Below are 18,224 nucleotides of genomic sequence, written 5' to 3'. Positions count from 1 at the left end.
CCCGTGCAGCAGGGTGAGTCGGGGAGTCGCGCGGTCCGTATTCTCTGATCATGGCCGCACCTCTCCCGTACTCACTGATCGCCACCGATTTGGACGGGACGCTGCTGCGCGGCGACGACACCGTCTCCGACCGGTCGCTCGACGCGCTCGAACAGGCGTCGCGGGCCGGCGCCCGCCATCTGGTGGTCACGGGCCGCCCGGCCCCGCGGGTACGGCCGCTGCTGGACCTGCTCGGCTGCACCGGGCTCGCCGTCTGCGGGCAGGGCGCGCAGGTGTACGACGCGGGCGCCGGCCGTCTGCTGTGGTCGGTGCGCCTGGACCGGGACCTGGCCGAGACGGCGCTCGGCAAGATCGAGGCCGAGGTGGGGCAGGTGCACGTGGCCGTCGACCAGGACGGTGTGGACGGCCTCACGCTGATCGAGCCGGGCTACCGGATGCCGCACCCGACCCTGCCCGCCGTGCGGGTCGGCCGCCGCGACGACCTCTGGTGCGAGCCCATCAGCAAGGTCCTGCTGCGCCATCCCACGCTGTCCGACGACGAGTTGGCGGCGGCGGCCCGCTCGGTCGTCGGCTCGCTGGCGACGGTCACCATGTCGGGACCCGGGACGGTCGAGCTCCAGCCGTGCGGGATCACCAAGGCGACCGGTCTGGCCATGGCCGCCGAGCACCTCGGCCTCGGCCGGGCCGGCACCCTGGCCTTCGGCGACATGCCCAACGACATCCCGATGTTCGACTGGGCGGCCCGCGGCGTCGCCATGGCCGACGCGCACCCTCAGCTGAAGGCGGTGGCGGACGAGGTCACCCTCTCGAACGAGGACGACGGCATCGCGGTGGTGCTGGAGCGCGTCTTCGGCTTCCGCGCCACCGTCCTCTGAGCGGCACCCCGCGCCGGGACGACGCGAAGGGGTGCCCCTCGGATCCACCGGCTGGATCCGAGGGGCACCCCTTCGTTCACCCGTCCTCGCGGACGGCTCAGTACGCGCCGAAGACGTTGTCGATCGAGCCGTAGCGCGCGGCGGCGTAGTTGCACGCGGCGGTGATGTTCGCGACCGGGTCGTAGGGGTCGAACGAGGTGCCGGCCACGTGGTAGGCGCGGAAGGTCGGGTCGATGACCTGGAGCAGGCCCTTGGACGGGGTGCCCTTGACCGCGTTGGAGTCCCAGAGGTTGATGGCGAGGGGGTTGCCCGAGGACTCGCGCATGATGTTGCGGTGGATGCCGTCGTAGGTGCCCGGGATGCCCTTCTGGGCCATGATCGCGAGCGACTCGCGGATCCAGCCGTCCAGGTTGTTCGGGTAACCGGCCGGGGTGGTGGCCGGCGTGGTGGCGGCCGCGGGGGTGGCGGCGGAGGCGCTGGTGGTGCCCAGGAGGGTCAGCGCGAGGGCGGCGGCACCGGTGCCGGCGACGGCGAGGGTGCGGGCGATACGGGCCGTACGGGCACGGCGGGGCTGAGCGGCAGCAGGCATGGGGACGTTCCTCTCCGCCGCCTGCGAGGTGAGCTGTCGGGTTCGGGCGGGGAGGTGCCCGGCCACGCCCGGTGATTCCCCCAGGCCCGTCGGGCGCTGGGAGAGGCGTGGCTTCACCCCGAGCCGGTCCGTACGGCATGTGCCGTCCGTCCCGGCGGACTTACCTGGTTCCCCCGCTCCTGCCGTACGAATGCTTCATCGGTGGGTGATGCCGGGCGCGGCAGGATTCGGCGTTCGCCCGACGGCCCGGAACGTATGCGAGAGCACATGTCCGGAACAAGTGTCGGAATCACACAACGTGCCAGTTGACCTTGATCTGTACCAATTGAGGCACTTGATCCTTTGCGATCGCCAACCCTCAACTGGCCGGGCGGGCAAGGTGCCACCGGCGTGGACGAGGGGCTCGCGGGGGCGGCTCGCCGGGTGGGGGCGCGTGACCCAACTCACGAAGTGTCAAAATGCGCAAAAACAGACAAGGGGGATTAGGTGGATTAAGTCTGTTTGGGGCCATTCGGGGGTGTCGGTCCCCTTCCGGGCGGAACCTCTGGGGTGGCGCCCTTCGTTGGCGTGTGTGGAGGTGCGACGGTGGGTGCATCTTCCCGTTAAGTCGATAAATGTCCGTTCTTATTACCTGATCGCGAACACGCCGGTTGTGATCCGATACCTCCCGGGCTGGACCGGTGGGTGCTATCGGTGATCGAAAGAGGACCGGATACGCTGACTCGAGTGGTGGCAGCGACCTATCGACAAACCGCATGAGCGCCAGCAGACACCTGCAGACAGGAGACTCCTCGTGACCGTCACCGGGCCGTTCGGGCTGAGCGTGCGGGACCAGGCTCTGGAGGCCGATGTCCAGGTCGGACTGGCGGCTGTCGAAGAAGGCCTGCTCGAGGCCACCAAGAGCGAGGTCCCGTTCATCACGGGAGCCTCCCAGCATCTCGTGCGGGCCGGCGGCAAGCGGTTCCGGCCCCTGCTCGTGCTGCTCGCCGCGCAGTTCGGCGACAAGCACGCGCCGCGCATCGTGCCGTCGGCCGTCGTCGTGGAGCTGACCCACCTGGCCACGCTGTACCACGACGACGTCATGGACGAGGCGGCCGTGCGCCGCGGCGTCGACAGCGCCAACTCCCGCTGGGGCAACTCCGTCGCGGTCCTCACCGGCGACTTCCTCTTCGCCCGCGCCACGCAGATACTGGCCGACCTCGGCCCCGAGGCCGTACGCGTCCAGGCCCTCGCCTTCGAGCGGCTGGTCACCGGTCAGATACTGGAGACCGCGGGTCCGATGGACGGCCGCGACCCGGTCGAGCACTACCTGGACGTGCTCGCGGGCAAGACGGGCTCGCTGGTGGCCGTCTCCTGCCGGTTCGGCGCGATGATGTCCGGCGCCGACGAGACGGTCGTCGACGTGCTCACCCAGTACGGGGAGCGGCTCGGCGTCGCCTTCCAGCTCGCCGACGACTTCCTGGACATCGCCTCCGACTCCCACGAGTCCGGCAAGACCCCGGGCACCGACCTGCGCGAGGGCATCCCGACGCTGCCGGTCCTCCGGCTGCGCGAGCGGGCCGCGCGTCTCGGCCTGCCCGAGGACATCGCGCTGTGCGAGCTGCTCGACTCCGACCTCAGCGACGACGCCCGGCACGCGGAGGCGCTGACCGCGCTGCGCGCGCACCCCGCGCTGGAGCAGGCCCGCCGGGACACCATCCGGTACGCGGAGGAGGCCCGCGCCGCGCTGGCCCCGCTGCGCGAGTGCAGCGCCAAGGCCGCGCTGCTCGAACTGTGCGACGCGGTGGTCCACCGGGCCGGCTAGCACCCCGTCGGACAGCCCGCCACCCGGAGCGCCGGGTCGCGCGCCGTCCGCTCCGCCGGACAGACATGAGGGCGGTGTCCCCGCACGACCCCTACGGGTCGGGTGGAGGCACCGCCCTCCGGCGTCATACCGCAGGTGTACGCGCAGTTGCCTCCGAGGTCTGACGATTCCCGGCGCCGGATTTGGTGAGATGGAAACCACGGGAATCACCACTCCTCACCGATTCGGGTGAGAATGGCGGCTCAGATGGATTCATCGCGAGGGAAGCCGCCGCCGACGACGGAGGTAAGGCAGACATGGCACCGTACGAATCCGACGACGTGAAGGGCGCCGCGCCGGACGAGGAGCCGCGCTCCGCGGGCCGCAAGGCCGCGAGGTACGCCGTTCCGGTGGCGGTGGTGGGCGTCGCGGCCGTGACGATCGGCCTGGTCCCGGCGCTCGCCGACTCCGGCGACCCCGACCTGCCGAAGATCAGCGCCCAGCAGCTCATAGAGAAGATCGCCAAGTCGGACGTGCAGCAGCTGTCCGGCACGGTGAAGACCGACACCGACCTCGGCCTGCCCGACCTGGGCGGCATGGAGAACGGCATGCTGTCCGGCGCCGCCGGGGGCGGCGACGGCTCCTCCGCGGCCCCGAAGGCCAAGCTCGTCGAGCTGCTCTCCGGCACGCACACCCTGCGGGTGGCCGCCGACGGCCCGGACCGGCAGAAGCTGTCCGTGCTGGAGCAGGGCGCGGAGTACAGCGTCGTCCACAACGGCAAGGACGTCTGGGGCTACGACAGCAAGAGCAACGAGGTCTACCACGGCACCGCCGGCAAGGAGGCCGAGGACCGGCGCGCGGAGCGGCAGGCGCTGCCCCAGAACTTCGCCAAGGACCTGCTGAAGTCGGTCGACGACACCACCGCCGTCACCGTCGACGGCACCGCCCACGTCGCCGGCCGCGACGCCTACAAGCTCCAGATCAAGCCGAAGCAGCCCGACACCACTGTCGGCGCGATCAACATCGCCGTGGACGCCAAGACGGGCGTGCCGCTGAAGTACACGCTGACCCCGAAGAGCGGCGGCGCCGCCGTGTTCGACGCGGGCTTCACCCAGGTCTCCTTCGCGAAGCCCGCCGCCTCCACCTTCGACTTCGTCCCGCCCAAGGGCGCGAAGGTCACCGAGGAGAAGCAGGGCGGCACCGAGGGCGGCGCGGACCACGGCGACATGGGCACGCACGAGCCCGGTGCGCCGGGGCACACCCCGAAGCCCGGCGACGGCCCCGGCGGCATGTTCGGCCACGGCGACAAGGGATTCCACGTCCTGGGCAAGGGCTGGGACTCCATCGCGGTCTTCGACACCGGCGCCAAGGGCGGCAAGTCCTCCGGCGACCGCAGCGGCGAGCTCGGCGGCATCATCGGCTCGCTCGGCGACCCGGTCTCCGGCAAGTTCGGCAAGGGCACGGTCTTCTCCACGCGCCTGGTCAACGCCCTGATCACCGACGACGGCAAGGTGTACGCGGGCGCGGTGACCAAGGAGGCGCTCGTGAAGGCGGCCGACGAGGGGAAGTAGTCCCACGGGCCCGGCCGCGCGGGCCGGGCCGCACGAGCCCGGAACCGCGGGCCCCCGGACCCGCCGGGCGGTCCGGGGGCCCTGACGGATCGAGGTGAGCCGATGGACGCACCGCCCGCCACGGAGCATGATCCGGCGGACCCGGCGCCGGCCGGGGACACGCCGGAGCACGTCATCGCCACGCACGGTCTGACCAAGCGCTACCGCGGCGGACAGCTCGCCGTCGACGGTCTGGACCTGACCGTCCCGGCGGGCAGCGTCTTCGGCTTCCTCGGCCCGAACGGCTCGGGCAAGACCACCACGATCCGCATGCTCATGGGGCTGATCTCCCCGACCTCGGGCACGGCCCGGGTCCTGGGCCACCCCATGCCGGGCTCGGCGCGCACCGTCCTGCCCGAGGTCGGCGCGCTCATCGAGGGCCCCGCCCTGTACGGCTTCCTCTCCGGCCGGGACAACCTGCTGCGCTACGACTCCGCCGACCCGGCCGCCGACCCCCGCACCCGGCGTGCCCGGGTCGGCGCCGCGCTGGAGCGGGTCGGGCTCGCGGCCGCAGCGGGGAAGAAGGCGCGGGCGTACTCCCTCGGCATGAAGCAGCGGCTCGGCCTCGCCGCCGCGCTGCTCCAGCCGCGCAGGCTGCTCGTCCTGGACGAGCCGACCAACGGCCTCGACCCGCAGGGGATGCGCGAGATCCGCACCCTCGTGCGCGAGCTGGCCTCCGACGGCACCACCGTCTTCCTCTCCTCGCACCTCCTCGACGAGATCGAGCAGGTGTGCACCGACGTGGCGGTGATGAACCGGGGCCGGCTCGTCGCGCAGGGCCCGGTGGCCGGCCTGGCGGCCGGTGCGCACGGCCGGCTCGTGGTGACCACGCCGGATCCCGCCGACGCGGCCCGGGTGCTGAAGGAACAGGGCGTCGGGGACGTCACCGTCGACGGCGACCGGGTCCTCGGCGAACCGCCCGCGCGCGACCTGGCCGAGGTCAACGCGGCGCTCGTCACGGCGGGCGTCCGGGTCCGGGGCTTCGCGCTCGAACGGGCCTCCCTGGAGGATGCGTTCGTGGCACTGACGGGGGAGGGCTTCGATGTCGCGGGCTGAACGGCCGCACGCACCCGACGGCCCCGGCTCCGGCTCGCGCCCGGGGGCCGGTCCCGGCTCGCGCACCGGTTCCGCCCCCGCCCCCGCGCGCGGGGCGCCGCCCGTACCCGGAACCGCGCCCGGCGCAGCGTCTGGAACCGCGCCCGTACCCGGCCGCGCGCCCGGTCGCCGGAACCCGTTGTGGACCTTCGGACTGCTGCGCAGCGAGCTGACCACCACCCTCCGCCGCTGGCGGACGCTCGCGCTGCTCGGCGTGCTGGCGGCGGTGCCGGTGCTGATCGGGATCGCGGTACGGATCGAGACCCGGGACGGCTCCCCGGCGGGCCGGGGCGGCGGCGAGGGGCCGGCCTTCATCGCGCAGGTCACCAACAACGGACTGTTCCTGGTGTTCACGGCCCTGGCCGCGACCCTGCCGTTCTTCCTGCCGATGGCGGTCGGCGTGGTCGCCGGTGACGCGATCGCGGGCGAGGCGAACGCCGGGACCCTGCGCTATCTGCTGGTCGCCCCGGCCGGCCGGACCAGGCTGCTGCTGGCCAAGTACACGACGGTCATGGCCTTCTGCCTGCTGGCCACCCTGGTGGTCGCCGGTTCCGCGCTCGCCGTCGGCGCGCTGCTGTTCCCGCTCGGCGACCTCACCACCATCTCCGGCACCCGCATCGGTTTCGGCGAGGGACTCGGCCGGGCGCTGCTGATCGCGCTGGTCGTGGCCGCCTCACTGATCGGCGTCGCGGCCCTCGGCCTGTTCGTGTCCACGCTGACCAGCAGCGGGATCGCGGCGATGGCGACCACCGTGGGCCTGGTGATCACCGTCCAGATCCTCGACCAGATCCCGCAACTGCACGCCTTCCAGCCCTACTTCTTCTCCCACTACTGGCTGTCCTTCGCCGACCTGATGCGCGACCCGGTCTACTGGGACGGCCTGACGAAGAACCTCGGTCTCCAGGCGCTGTACGCGGCGGTGTTCGGCACCGCCGCCTGGGCGAGGTTCACGACGAAGGACATCAACGCCTAGGCGGCGTCGCGGGCCCGCGACACACGGGGAGACGCCCCCCAGAGCCCCTGGCCGGGAAGCAGGGGCGACGGAGGCCTCAGCCGGCCTGGTGCGGGAAGCGTGCGAGCGGTGCCTCCGTCGCGAAGAACGTCTTCGCGCGCGCCAGCGCCTCGCCGTCCCCGCGTACGTCACCGGGCGCGCTGCCGTTGCCCTGCAGCACCCCGCCGAAGCGCATCCCCAGGTAGGCGGCCGAGTTGTTGAGCGTGCCGACGAGCGGGTCGGCGACCGACGGTTCCCGGTCCGCCCTGGCCGACACGCCCCACAGCGTGCGCCCCGCCATGGACGCCTTGAAGTCCACGCCCGGGATGCGCAGCCACCCGGACCAGTGGTCCAGGTAGTGCTTGGTGAGGCCCGACACCGAGTACCAGTACAGCGGCGAGGCGATCACGATGTCCGTGGCCGCGAGGGTCGCGTCCAGCAGCATCCCGGCCGGGGTGTCCGGTGCCGGCCGCACGTGGTCGCTGTCGTGCCGCAGGTCCGAGAACTCCGGCAGCGCGATCTCGCTCAGCCGGACCCACCTGCGCTCCACGTCCGCGGGCAGCTGTTCGGCGGCGGCGCGGGCCAGGATCTCGGTGTTTCCCTCGGTGCGGGCACTGCCCAGGACGAAGAGGAAGCTGCGGTTCATGTGTCCCCCGGAGCGAGCGTCGTCGTAGCACGATCAAAGACGTATCAAAGACGTCTGCATTTTATGCACATGCAAGCACTTTGGTTCAAGGGTGCGGCTGGTGCGAGGCTGTGACGTCGCGGTGACGCCGGCGCCGGGTCGGAGTGGACAGACTGACGGCAGGACGTGTACGACCGGATCGTGACGCCGGGGGAGTGAGGAAAGACCGATGTCCCGACTCAGCTTCGAGAAGAAGCGGGCACAGGCGCCCGTGGCGCATCCGGCGACGGTGCGCGTCCGGGTGTCCGGTGCCGGAACCGCCTCGGTGGACGGGACCGCGGTCACGGCGGCGCCCGGCGAGGACGTCCAGCAGGCCGTGCTGAACCGCCTGCACCGCCTCGCCATCAGCCTCGGCGCCCCGGTGAACGCCACCATCCACGACGACCGCACCGGCTGTGTGGTCCCGTTGGAGGTCGCGACGGACGGCTCCAGCCGGGTGACGGGCGACCCCGTACGGCTGAATGTTCCGGCGGCGCCGCGCACCCCGGCCGCGCCGAGCGGTCCCGTGGTGCTGGGCGGCCCGGTGCCGGACGGTACGACGGCGACCCCTGCCGGTACGACTGCGACCCCGGCGGGTACGACGGCGGCGCCGGCCACCGCGTCCGCACCGGCCGCTCTGCCCGCCCAGGCCGCCCCGCCCGCCGCGGGCGTCGCGTCCGCGCCGGGCACGGTGCAGGCGCCGACCGGGGTGTTCGGGCCGGCGCCCGTCATGGATCCCGTACGCGGCCAGGGACCCGGCGGCCGGCGCGCGGGCTCCGCGTACACCCCCGGGCCGGACGTCACCCGCGCCGGGCGTGGGACCGGGAGCGGGCTGCCCGTCCTTCCGGAACCCGGTACCGACCTCGCCGCGGCCGCAGCGCCCGCCCCTCCCCGGGGCTTCGACGCCGTCGCCGAGGAGGTCCTGTGCGACGAGCCCGTGACCGAGACGGCGGAGGGCGCCGAGCTGCTGGCCGGACCGCTGGCCCAGATCAACGAGGCCGTCCGGGAGGGCCGTACCGAGGAGGCGGCGGAGCTGGCCGGGCGCGCGGTCGCCGAGGCGTCGGCGGTGCTCGGACCCCGCCACCGCGAAGTGCTCCGCCTGCGCGAGCTGAGCGCCTACATCGCCTGGCTGGAGGGCGACCCGGTCCGCGCGTTCACGCTCTCCCTGGACACCGCCCGCGGGCGCCGCGCGCTGGACGACGCGGCGGGCGCCTACGGCGACCTGCAGAGCGCGGCCACCGCCTGGCGCGCGGTGCGCGACCCCGGGCAGGGGCTGCGGATGGGGCGCGACCTGATCGGCCTGTGGGCCGCTCTCGCGGCGGAGCCCGGCCCCGCGGCCGACGACCCGCGCCCCCTGGAATCGGCACGCGCCCGCATGGCCCGCCTCACCGACCGCGCGGCCGCCGAAGCCTGACTCACTGTCCGCGGCACGCTTCCGACGACGGCCTGCCGTCGTTCAAGCCGAAGCCGGCCCGAGGCCGAAGCCGGCCCGAAGCCGAAGCCGAAGCCGAAGCCGAAGCCGAAGCCGAAGCCGGCCCGAGGCCCTGCCGCGAGGGCGTGACCGGCACGGCACCGAGCGGCGCCGCGTCCGCGCCGAGTCCACCACGGGCCCGCCCGGACGTCCGCCACGGTGCCGCCCAGGCGTACCGCCGGACTTCCGCCACGGTCCCGCCCGGACGTACGGCCGGACTTCCGCCGCGGGCCGCCCAGGCGTACGGCCGGACTTCCGCCACGGTGCCGCCCAGGCGTACCGCCGGACTTCCGCCGCGGTCCGCCCGGGTGTGCCGTCAGGCCTCCGCCGCGGTCCGCCCAGATGTGCCGTCAGGCTTTCGCCGCGGGCCCGCCGTCGCGTGCCGTCAGGCTTCCACCACGTCCGCCGGGGCGGCCGGTGCGGCCTCCGCGACGGGCGTCTCCAGGCGCGGCCGGGGTGTCTCCACGCCAAGCCCCGCCGCGACCACCCGCGCCCGCCGCACGGAGCGCATCGCGTTCCAGGTGAGCAGGATCAGCGCCAGCCACACCAGGCCGAAGCCCGCCCACCGCTCCGGCGGCATCGACTCGTGGAAGTACAGGATGCCGAGCACGAACTGGAAGACCGGCGCGAGGTACTGGAGCAGCCCCAGCGTGGACAGCGGGACCCGGATGGCCGCGGCGCCGAAGCAGACCAGCGGCAGCGCGGTGACCACGCCCGTCGAGACGAGCAGCGCGGAGTGACCGGTGCCGTGACCGGTGAAGGTGGACCCGCCGTGCGCGCCGAGCCACAGCAGATAGCCGAGCGCGGGCAGGAACTGGATCGCGGTCTCGGCGGCCAGTGACTCCACGCCGCCCAGGCCGACCTTCTTCTTCACGAACCCGTAGACGGCGAAGGAGAGGGCGAGGCACAGGGAGATCCACGGCGGCCGGCCGTACCCCACGGTCAGCACGACGACCGCGGCGACGCCGACCCCGACGGCCACCCACTGAAGGGCCGAGAGCCGTTCCTTCAGGAGCAGGACGCCCATCGCGATGGTCACCAGCGGGTTGATGAAGTACCCGAGCGAGGCCTCGACCACGTGGCCGGAGTTCACGGCCCAGATGTAGACGCCCCAGTTCACGGTGATGACGGCGGCGGCCAGCACGACCAGCGCGAGGCGGCGCGGCCTGCGCAGCAGCTCCCCGGCCCAGGCCCAGCGCCGTACGAAGAGCAGGGCGACGCCGACGAAGAGCAGGGACCACACCATCCGGTGGGCCAGGATCTCCATGGCGCCCGCCGGTTTCAGCCGCGGCCAGAACAGGGGGACCAGCCCCCACATCCCATAGGCGGCGAAACCGTTCAGCAGGCCTATTCGGTGCTCACCCTTGGGCGATCCGGCCACGGACCCCTCCTTCTCACAATCAGGCACGCGAGGAGGAAGGTAGCGCCGAGCGGCCCCCTCTGTCATGTCCGTACCGCTATACGGTCATGACAGGCGGCCGTGAACCGCTTCCGGACACCGGCGAGGCCCGGGACGTGGCACGACGTCCCGGGCCTCGCCGGTGTCGGTGAGCGCCGGCCGCCAGGGCCGCCGCGGCCGTCTCAGCCGACGACCGTCCAGGTGTCCCCGCCCGCCAGCAGCGTGGCCAGGTCGCCCTCGCCGCGCTGCGCGACGGCGGTGTCGAGCTGTTCGGACATCTGCGTGTCGTAGACGGGCCGCTCGACGGAGCGGAAGACGCCGATCGGCGTGTGGTGCAGGGTGTCCGGGTCCGCCAGCCGCGAGAGCGCGAAGGCGGTGGTGGGGGACGCCGAGTGGGCGTCGTGCACCAGGACGTCGGCCTCGTTCTCCGGCGTCACGGTCACCACCGTCAGATCCCCGGTCCGCCGGTCGCGCACGACACCGCGCGACCCGTCGGCGCCGAAGCGGATCGGCTGCCCGTGCTCCAGGCGGATCAGCGCCTCTTCGGCCCGCTGGTTGTCCTTGAGGGCGTCGAAGGCGCCGTCGTTGAAGATGTTGCAGTTCTGGTAGATCTCGATCAGGGCCGTGCCCGGGTGGTCGGCGGCCGCGCGCAGCACCTCGGTGAGGTGCTTGCGGTCGGAGTCGATCGTGCGGGCGACGAAGGAGGCCTCGGCGCCGATCGCCAGCGACACCGGGTTGAAGGGGGCGTCCAGCGATCCCATCGGCGTCGACTTGGTGATCTTGCCGACCTCGGAGGTCGGGGAGTACTGCCCCTTGGTCAGGCCGTAGATCCGGTTGTTGAACAGCAGGATCTTGAGGTTCACGTTCCGGCGCAGCGCGTGGATCAGGTGGTTGCCGCCGATGGACAGGGCGTCGCCGTCACCGGTGACGACCCAGACGCTCAGGTCCCGCCGCGAGGCCGCGAGGCCGGTCGCGATCGCCGGGGCACGCCCGTGGATGGAGTGCATCCCGTAGGTGTTCATGTAGTACGGGAAGCGGGAGGAGCAGCCGATGCCGGAGACGAAGACGATGTTCTCCTTCGCCAGGCCCAGCTCCGGCATGAAGCCCTGCACGGCCGCCAGGATCGCGTAGTCACCGCAGCCCGGGCACCAGCGCACCTCCTGGTCGGACTTGAAGTCCTTCATCGACTGCTTGGCCTCGGCCTTGGGGACCAGCTGCAGCAGCCCGTTGCCGGCGTCAGTCATCGATGGCCTCCTTGAGCGCGGCGGCGAGCTGTTCCGCCTTGAACGGCATGCCGTTGACCTGGGTGTAGGAGCGTGCGTCGACCAGGTACTTCGCCCGGATCAGGGTGGCGAGCTGCCCGAGGTTCATCTCGGGGACGATCACCCGGTCGTACCCCTTGAGGACCTTCTCGAGGTTGGCCGGGAACGGGTTGAGGTGGCGCAGATGGGCCTGCGCGATGGACTCGCCGGCCGTCCGCAGCCGTCGTACCGCCGCGGTGATCGGCCCGAAGGTCGAGCCCCAGCCCAGCACCAGCGTGCCCGCTCCGTCCGGGTCGTCGACCTCCAGGTCCGGGACCTCGATGCCGTCGATCTTGGCCTGACGGGTGCGGACCATGAAGTCGTGGTTGCCCGGGTCGTAGGAGATGTTGCCCGAGCCGTCCTGCTTCTCGATGCCGCCGATGCGGTGCTCCAGGCCCGGCGTGCCCGGGATCGCCCAGGGGCGGGCCAGGGTGTGCGGGTCCCGCTTGTACGGCCAGAAGACCTCGGTGCCGTCCTCCAGCGTGTGGTTCGGGCCCTCGGCGAACGGCACCCGCAGGTCGGGCAGCTCCTCCAGGTCCGGGATCCGCCACGGCTCGGAGCCGTTGGCCAGGTAGCCGTCGGAGAGCAGGAAGACGGGCGTGCGGTAGGTCAGCGCGATCCGCGCGGCCTCCAGGGCGGCGTCGAAGCAGTCGCCCGGGGTCCGGGGCGCGACCACCGGGACCGGGGCCTCGCCGTTGCGGCCGTACATCGCCTGGAGCAGGTCCGCCTGCTCGGTCTTGGTCGGCAGACCCGTCGACGGGCCGCCGCGCTGGATGTCGACCACCAGCAGCGGCAGCTCCAGGGAGACGGCGAGGCCGATGGTCTCCGACTTCAGCGCCACACCCGGGCCGGAGGTGGTCGTGACCGCGAGCGAGCCGCCGAACGCCGCCCCCAGGGCCGCGCCGACGCCCGCGATCTCGTCCTCCGCCTGGAAGGTGCGCACGCCGAAGTTCTTGTGCTTGCTCAGCTCGTGCAGGATGTCCGAGGCCGGGGTGATCGGGTACGAGCCCAGGAACAGCGGCAGATCCGCCTGCCGGGAGGCGGTGACCAGGCCGTACGACAGGGCCAGGTTGCCGGAGATGTTGCGGTAGACGCCCGGCGGGAACGCCTTCGCGGCGGGCGCGACCTCGTAGGAGACCGCGAAGTCCTCCGTGGTCTCACCGAAGTTCCAGCCGGCCCGGAAGGCGGCGATGTTGGCCGCCGCGATGTCCGGCTTCTTGGCGAACTTGTCCGTCAGGAACTTCTCGGTGCCCTCGGTCGGCCGGTGGTACATCCAGCTCAGCAGGCCCAGCGCGAACATGTTCTTGCTGCGCTCGGCCTCCTTGCGGGAGAGCTCGAACTCCTTCAGCGCCTCCACGGTCAGCGTGGTCAGCGGCACCGGGTGCAGCTGGTAGCCGTCCAGCGAGCCGTCCTCCAGGGGGGACTTCTCGTACCCGACCTTCTGCAGGGCGCGCTTGGTGAACTCGTCGGTGTTGACGATGATCTCCGCCCCGCGCGGCAGATCGCCGATGTTGGCCTTCAGGGCGGCCGGGTTCATCGCGACCAGCACGTTCGGCGCGTCGCCCGGGGTGAGGATGTCGTGGTCGGCGAAGTGGAGCTGGAACGAGGAGACTCCCGGCAGGGTGCCTGCGGGGGCGCGGATCTCGGCCGGGAAGTTCGGCAGCGTGGAGAGGTCGTTGCCGAAGGTCGCGGTCTCCGAGGTGAACCGGTCACCGGTGAGCTGCATGCCGTCGCCCGAGTCTCCCGCGAACCGGATGATCACCCGGTTCAGGCGCCGCACGTCCTTCGCTCCACCCGGTTTGCGCTGCTCTGCCACGACGGTTCCGTCGGTGTGCTCCGCTGGGCTGCTGACCTGGCTGGTCACTGAACTGGACCTCCTTCGAGGCGGCTGTCCGGGCATGTCCGTACCACGGACCATCCCAAAATCAACCCTACGTCGGTTAGGGTCGCCTTCCCGTGGCCATCCGCATGATGGACGGCTTTCTGAGACGGCCTCTCGCGCTGACAACTCATGATTTCCCGTCCCTCCGGGCATATGCACGGGTTATTCGCCCGGACGACGTCCGAAGACCCTCCTTGACACAGTGTCAGACCGTTACGAGTTCAGATAGGTCAGCACGGCCAGAACACGCCGGTGGTCACCGTCGCTGGGGGCCAGTCCCAGTTTCAGGAAGATGTTGCTGACGTGCTTCTCCACGGCACCGTCGCTGACCACCAGCTGCCGGGCCACGGCCGAGTTCGTCCGGCCCTCCGCCATCAGCCCCAGCACCTCGCGCTCACGCGGCGTGAGCCCCGCCAGCACGTCCTGCTTGCGGCTGCGGCCGAGCAGCTGCGCGACCACCTCCGGGTCCAGCGCCGTACCGCCCCGGGCCACCCGCACCACCGCGTCGACGAACTCCCGCACCTCGGCCACCCGGTCCTTGAGCAGATAGCCCACACCCCGGCTGGAACCGGCCAGGAGTTCGGTGGCGTAACGCTCCTCCACGTACTGTGACAGCACGAGCACGCCGAGCCCCGGATGCGCCTTGCGGAGCCGTACGGCGGCGCGCACGCCCTCGTCCGTATGGGTCGGCGGCATCCGTACGTCGGCCACGACCACGTCCGGCAGCTCTCCCCGCGCGGCCAGCTCCGTGATGGTCCCGACCAGCGCCTCCGCGTCCCCGACGCCGGCCACGACATCGTGCCCGCGGTCGGTCAGCAACCGGGTCAGGCCCTCTCTGAGCAGCACCGAGTCCTCGGCGATGACCACGCGCACCCTGTCCTCCACGATCTCCCGGCCCCCCACTGCCCCGCCCTTCCGGTGACGTACGGCGTACGGCGTACGTGCGTACGGAAGTCCAGCATTCCAGTATTCGCGGCGGCCGTGGGCGCGGCGGGGGAATCGATGATCGGCGGGAGCCCGGCGGGAGCGGGATCCGGCTGGACCGGAATGGGCGGGGCCGAATGGGGGTGCGTGCGCCGGGGCACGGCGGGAGTCCGATATCCGGACGGGAGTCGCTCCGGATTCCCGTCCGGGCGGAAGCCGGTATTCAGCGGAAGGCGGTATTCAGCGGAGGCCGGTATGCGAACGGGAGCGGTCCCGGGATTCCGTCCGGAAGACGGCGGGATTTCCGCCGGCTTCCCCCTGGGCCCTGTCGTCGAACTCCCGTCCGCTCTGCGACAGGACCTGGCGCGGACTTTCTCAGACCCGCCAGGGCAGTTCCGCGACGACATGCGTGGGGCCGCCCGCCGGGGAGTCCACCAGAAGGACTCCGTCCACCGCGTCCAGCCGGCCCGACAGCCCCGCGAGGCCCGAGCCGAGCGACGCGTCCGCGCCGCCGGTTCCGTCGTCCGTGACCTGCAGCATCAGCCGGTCGTCCGCGCGCCACACGTCGACCGAGGCGGACCGCGCCCGGCTGTGCTTGCTGATGTTCTGCAGCAGCTCGCAGACGGTGAAGTAGACGATGCCCTCGATCGCGGAGGCCGGCCGGGCCGGGAGGTCGACCTCCACCCGCACGGGCACCGTGCAGCGGGAGGCGACCGCCGAGAGCGCCGCGTCGAGACCGCGGTCGGTCAGCACGGCCGGGTGGATGCCCCGGGCGAGCTCGCGCAGCTCCCGCAGCGCCGTCTTCACCTCGCCGTGCGCCTCCTCCACCATCCGCGCCGCCGCCCGGGGATCCTCCCGCAGCTTCTCCTTGGCGAGGCCCAGGTCCATCGCCAGGCCGACCAGCCGGGCCTGGGCCCCGTCGTGCAGGTCCCGCTCGATGCGGCGCAGATCGGCCGCGGCGGTGTCGGCCACGGCCCCCCGGTCCGACTCCAGCTCCACCACCCGCGCCGACAGCCGCGACGGCCCGAGCAGCCCGCGCACCAGCAGCCCGTCGACGGTCGTCAGCCCCCGCACGATCCAGGGCGTGACCAGCGTGAACACCAGTCCGACGAGCGCGGTCACCGTGATCTCGAACGGGTTGTCCAGATAGACGCTGTGGTGCGCGTCGCCGTACAGCTGGATGCCTCCCTGCCCGGCGTACACGGGCAGGACCCAGAACCACAGCGGGTACGTCAGCAGCGACCAGCCCGTCGTCCAGAAGACGACCGCGACCACGAAGGAGAACACCGCCCAGGGGAACCGCAGCAGCGCGTACAGCAGGTGCCGCCACGAGGCGCCGCTCTTCAGCACCGCGCCCATCCACGCGAACGCCCCCGGACCGCGGGGCCGCAGGGGCTCCGGGTCGGCCACGTCCAGGTGGAGGAGTCCGCGGGCTCGCATCCGCTCCAGCACGCCGAAGCCCCGGCAGCCGACGAGGGCGAGCGCGAGCACCGGGATGCCGACGAAGGTGACCAGCAGGCCCGCGCCGAGGGAGGTCAGGGCCACCGTCCAGGTGAACAGCGCGATCGAGACCGGCAGGCTCAGCAGGACGTAACCGAACTCGCGCCAGGCGCGTGCCTCCAGCGGCGCCCGCAGCCCGGCCGGCAGGCGGTGCGGCGCCCGGGTGCCGTGGGCGGCCGAGCGGTGCCCGTCCCCGCGGCCGTACCCCCGGTCGTCATCCCGGTCGTCCCCGCGGCCGTACCCCCGGTCGTCCCCGCGGCCGTGCCCGCCGTCGTACCTCCGGCCGGGCTTCCGGTCGTACCCGTGGCCGTGTCCCCGGCCGTCCTCGGGTCCGTACTCCTGTCCGTACTCCGTGGCCATCGGTGGCGTTCCGTTCTGCTCGTCCTGGCGGCTTCGGTGCCGTGCCTCCAGACTCGCGGGCGGTGCGGCCGCGGGCCATGGAGTCCGTCGGCGTCTCGGGCGGGGGGTTTTCCCCACCTTCCGTGCCGCGCGCGGTGTGCGCGCCACCGGGCGTGTCGTGGCGAGTGGCCAGGCGCCACCTTCCGCGCCGCGCGCGGTGTGCGCCCCGCGCTCAGGGGGCTTCCCGGCCGCCGGGGCGCGGCCGGGTCACTCCTTGCGGTCCCGCCAGGGCAGCTCCGCCGTGACGACCGTCGGACCGCCGGCCGGGGAGTCCACCACGAACAGGCCGTCCACCGCGCCCAGCCGCTCCGCGAGGCCCCGCATCCCGCTGCCCCTCTCCAGCGTCGCGCCGCCGCGGCCGTCGTCCCGGACCTGGATCAGCAGCCGTTCCTCCGCGCGCCAGACATCGACGGAGGCGGTACGCGCGCCGCTGTGCTTGCTGATGTTCTGCAGCAGCTCGGACACGGTGAAGTAGGCGATGCCCTCGATCGCGGGCGCCGGCCGGGCGGGCAGTTCGGCGGTCACCTTCACCGGCACGGTGCAGCGGGAGGCGACGGAGGACAGCGCCGCGTCCAGGCCGCGGTCGGTCAGCACGGCCGGGTGGATGCCCCGGGCGAGGTCGCGCAGCTCCTGCAGCGCGAGCTTCACCTCGCCGTGCGCCTCGTCCACCATCGCCGCCACCTGCTCGTCGGCCTGCCCCTCCAGCAGTTTCTCCTTGGCCAGTCCGAGTCCCATCGCCAGATTGACCAGCCGGGCCTGGGCCCCGTCGTGCAGGTCCCGCTCGATGCGGCGCAGATCGGCGGCCGCGGTGTCCACGACCACCCCGCGGTCGGACTCCAGTTCGGCGATGCGGCGCTCCAGCTCGTCCGACGGCGAGAGCAGCCCGCGCACCATCGCCCGGTCCACGTTCGCGAACCCGCGCGCGATGAACGGCAGCACCGGCCACAGCACGAACAGCGAGACCAGCACGGTGCAGAAGGTGAGGATGCCCCAGGGCAGCCGGATGAGGTCGTACAGCAGCGTCCGCCACGCCACCGGGTCCTTCAGCGCCATCCACAGCCGCTGCGCCATCCCGCCGCCCCTGGCGAGCGGCAGCGGTGTCGGCTCCTCCACCCGCACCCCGAGCAGCGCCCGGCTCCGGCCCCGCTCCAGCTTGCCCAGCTGCCGGGCGCCGAGCAGGCAGGCGGCCAGCAGCGGAAGTCCGACCACCGTGAGGGTGAGGACGCCGCTGACGAGCACCGCGGAGAACACGTACACGAAACCGAGCACCGCCACGGGCAGGTTCAGCAGGAGGTGCGCGATCTCCTTCCAGGTGTGCACGTCGTAGGCGAAGCGGGTCGGCGGCAGGCGGTCGGTGCCGTCGGCACGGCTGTCGGTGCGGCCATCGGTGCGGCCATGGGTGCGGCCGTCGGCGCGGCCTGCGCCGCCGGTTCGGTCGCGGGCGGCGGTCCGGCGGGCGGCCGCGGAGCTGGGAGCGGTCATGGCAGCCAGCCTGCCGTGCCCGGTCCCCGGCGCGCCATGAGGTGCGCCGCCTTCCCTCCCGGGGGAAAACCCCACTCCGGCCCCCGCCCCCGCGGAGGCCCGGCACCCCGTTCCGCCGCGGGCCCGGAACCCCGTTCCCGGAGCGCTCCCGGCACCGGCACGACAGGCACTTCCAACCCCCGCTGCCCGTACGGCCCTTGTGTCTCACGCAGTGACGGCCTGCTTACCGTGCTCTTATCAGGGCCTAGACTCCCGTGCG

14 protein-coding genes and 1 riboswitch are annotated in these 18,224 nt (G+C 72.6%); of the genes, 6 read left to right on the top strand and 8 right to left on the bottom strand.

The genetic code is table 11. From position 1 onward, the window contains the following. Positions 1–50: 50 nt before the first annotated feature. On the top strand, positions 51–875 hold the full coding sequence (locus ACIPRD_RS04885) for an HAD family hydrolase (protein ID WP_401559858.1): 825 nt from the start codon (positions 51–53) through the stop codon (positions 873–875). Between the two features lie 97 nt (positions 876–972). Here the strand turns inward: ACIPRD_RS04885 and ACIPRD_RS04880 are convergent, their stop codons facing one another. Continuing rightward, positions 973–1,464 carry a transglycosylase SLT domain-containing protein gene (locus ACIPRD_RS04880; RefSeq protein WP_356401023.1) on the bottom strand — a complete coding sequence of 164 codons (492 nt, stop codon included), beginning with the start codon at positions 1,462–1,464 and terminating at the stop codon, positions 973–975. 3 nt (positions 1,465–1,467) lie between these two features. Next, positions 1,468–1,707, bottom strand: a riboswitch (cyclic di-AMP (ydaO/yuaA leader). Between the two features lie 550 nt (positions 1,708–2,257). On the opposite strand from ACIPRD_RS04880, the gene ACIPRD_RS04875 reads away from it, so the two are divergent. The 4 genes from ACIPRD_RS04875 (at position 2,258) to ACIPRD_RS04860 (ending at position 6,925) form a co-directional block, all read left to right on the top strand. After that, positions 2,258–3,268, top strand: coding sequence for a polyprenyl synthetase family protein (locus tag ACIPRD_RS04875; RefSeq protein WP_356401021.1), 1,011 nt, complete (start codon positions 2,258–2,260; stop codon positions 3,266–3,268). Positions 3,269–3,564: 296 nt separating this feature from the next. Then, complete coding sequence (locus ACIPRD_RS04870; protein WP_401559854.1) at positions 3,565–4,818, top strand: outer membrane lipoprotein carrier protein LolA; 1,254 nt, start codon at positions 3,565–3,567, stop codon at positions 4,816–4,818. Between the two features lie 102 nt (positions 4,819–4,920). Further along, entirely contained in the window at positions 4,921–5,913 is a 993-nt protein-coding gene (locus tag ACIPRD_RS04865; protein ID WP_401559851.1) for an ABC transporter ATP-binding protein, read from the top strand. Further along, the gene (locus ACIPRD_RS04860) at positions 5,900–6,925 is read left to right on the top strand and encodes an ABC transporter permease (protein WP_401559848.1); all 1,026 of its coding nucleotides are present in this window, start codon (positions 5,900–5,902) and stop codon (positions 6,923–6,925) included. Before ACIPRD_RS04865 ends, ACIPRD_RS04860 begins: the two co-directional genes overlap by 14 nt. Before the next feature lie 76 nt (positions 6,926–7,001). Here ACIPRD_RS04860 and ACIPRD_RS04855 read toward each other — a convergent pair whose 3' ends face one another. After that, positions 7,002–7,589, bottom strand: coding sequence for an NAD(P)H-dependent oxidoreductase (locus ACIPRD_RS04855; protein ID WP_356401013.1), 588 nt, complete (start codon positions 7,587–7,589; stop codon positions 7,002–7,004). A gap of 208 nt (positions 7,590–7,797) precedes the next feature. Here ACIPRD_RS04855 and ACIPRD_RS04850 point away from each other — a divergent pair, with 208 nt between their 5' ends. Then, complete coding sequence (locus ACIPRD_RS04850) at positions 7,798–9,021, top strand: tetratricopeptide repeat protein (RefSeq protein ID WP_401559845.1); 1,224 nt, start codon at positions 7,798–7,800, stop codon at positions 9,019–9,021. Between the two features lie 442 nt (positions 9,022–9,463). On the opposite strand, the gene rarD is transcribed toward ACIPRD_RS04850, so the two are convergent. The 6 genes from rarD to ACIPRD_RS04820 all read right to left on the bottom strand — a co-directional run bounded on the left by rarD (position 9,464) and on the right by ACIPRD_RS04820 (position 17,965). Continuing rightward, a complete protein-coding gene (gene rarD / locus ACIPRD_RS04845; RefSeq protein WP_356401009.1) occupies positions 9,464–10,459 on the bottom strand; it encodes an EamA family transporter RarD in 996 nt (331 codons plus the stop codon). Between the two features lie 200 nt (positions 10,460–10,659). After that, a complete protein-coding gene (locus tag ACIPRD_RS04840) occupies positions 10,660–11,721 on the bottom strand; it encodes a 2-oxoacid:ferredoxin oxidoreductase subunit beta (RefSeq protein WP_356401007.1) in 1,062 nt (353 codons plus the stop codon). Continuing rightward, positions 11,714–13,642, bottom strand: coding sequence for a 2-oxoacid:acceptor oxidoreductase subunit alpha (locus tag ACIPRD_RS04835; RefSeq protein WP_356401005.1), 1,929 nt, complete (start codon positions 13,640–13,642; stop codon positions 11,714–11,716). Before ACIPRD_RS04835 ends, ACIPRD_RS04840 begins: the two co-directional genes overlap by 8 nt. Positions 13,643–13,873: 231 nt before the next feature. After that, positions 13,874–14,533 (bottom strand): response regulator transcription factor, encoded by a 660-nt coding sequence (locus ACIPRD_RS04830; RefSeq protein ID WP_356401232.1) that lies wholly within the window; start codon positions 14,531–14,533, stop codon positions 13,874–13,876. Positions 14,534–14,959: 426 nt separating this feature from the next. Further along, positions 14,960–16,444 (bottom strand): sensor histidine kinase, encoded by a 1,485-nt coding sequence (locus ACIPRD_RS04825; protein WP_401559840.1) that lies wholly within the window; start codon positions 16,442–16,444, stop codon positions 14,960–14,962. A 246-nt stretch (positions 16,445–16,690) separates the two neighbouring features. Beyond that, positions 16,691–17,965: a sensor histidine kinase gene (locus ACIPRD_RS04820; RefSeq protein WP_401559837.1), complete on the bottom strand. Its 1,275-nt coding sequence runs from the start codon at positions 17,963–17,965 to the stop codon at positions 16,691–16,693. Between the last annotated feature and the right edge of the window lie 259 nt (positions 17,966–18,224).

It is taken from the genome of Streptomyces sp. NPDC090108 (assembly GCF_044747185.1).
Lineage (GTDB): Bacteria > Actinomycetota > Actinomycetes > Streptomycetales > Streptomycetaceae > Streptomyces.
The sequence above is the reverse complement of the archived record's forward strand: the minus strand, read 5'-3'. Positions and strand labels throughout refer to the sequence as shown.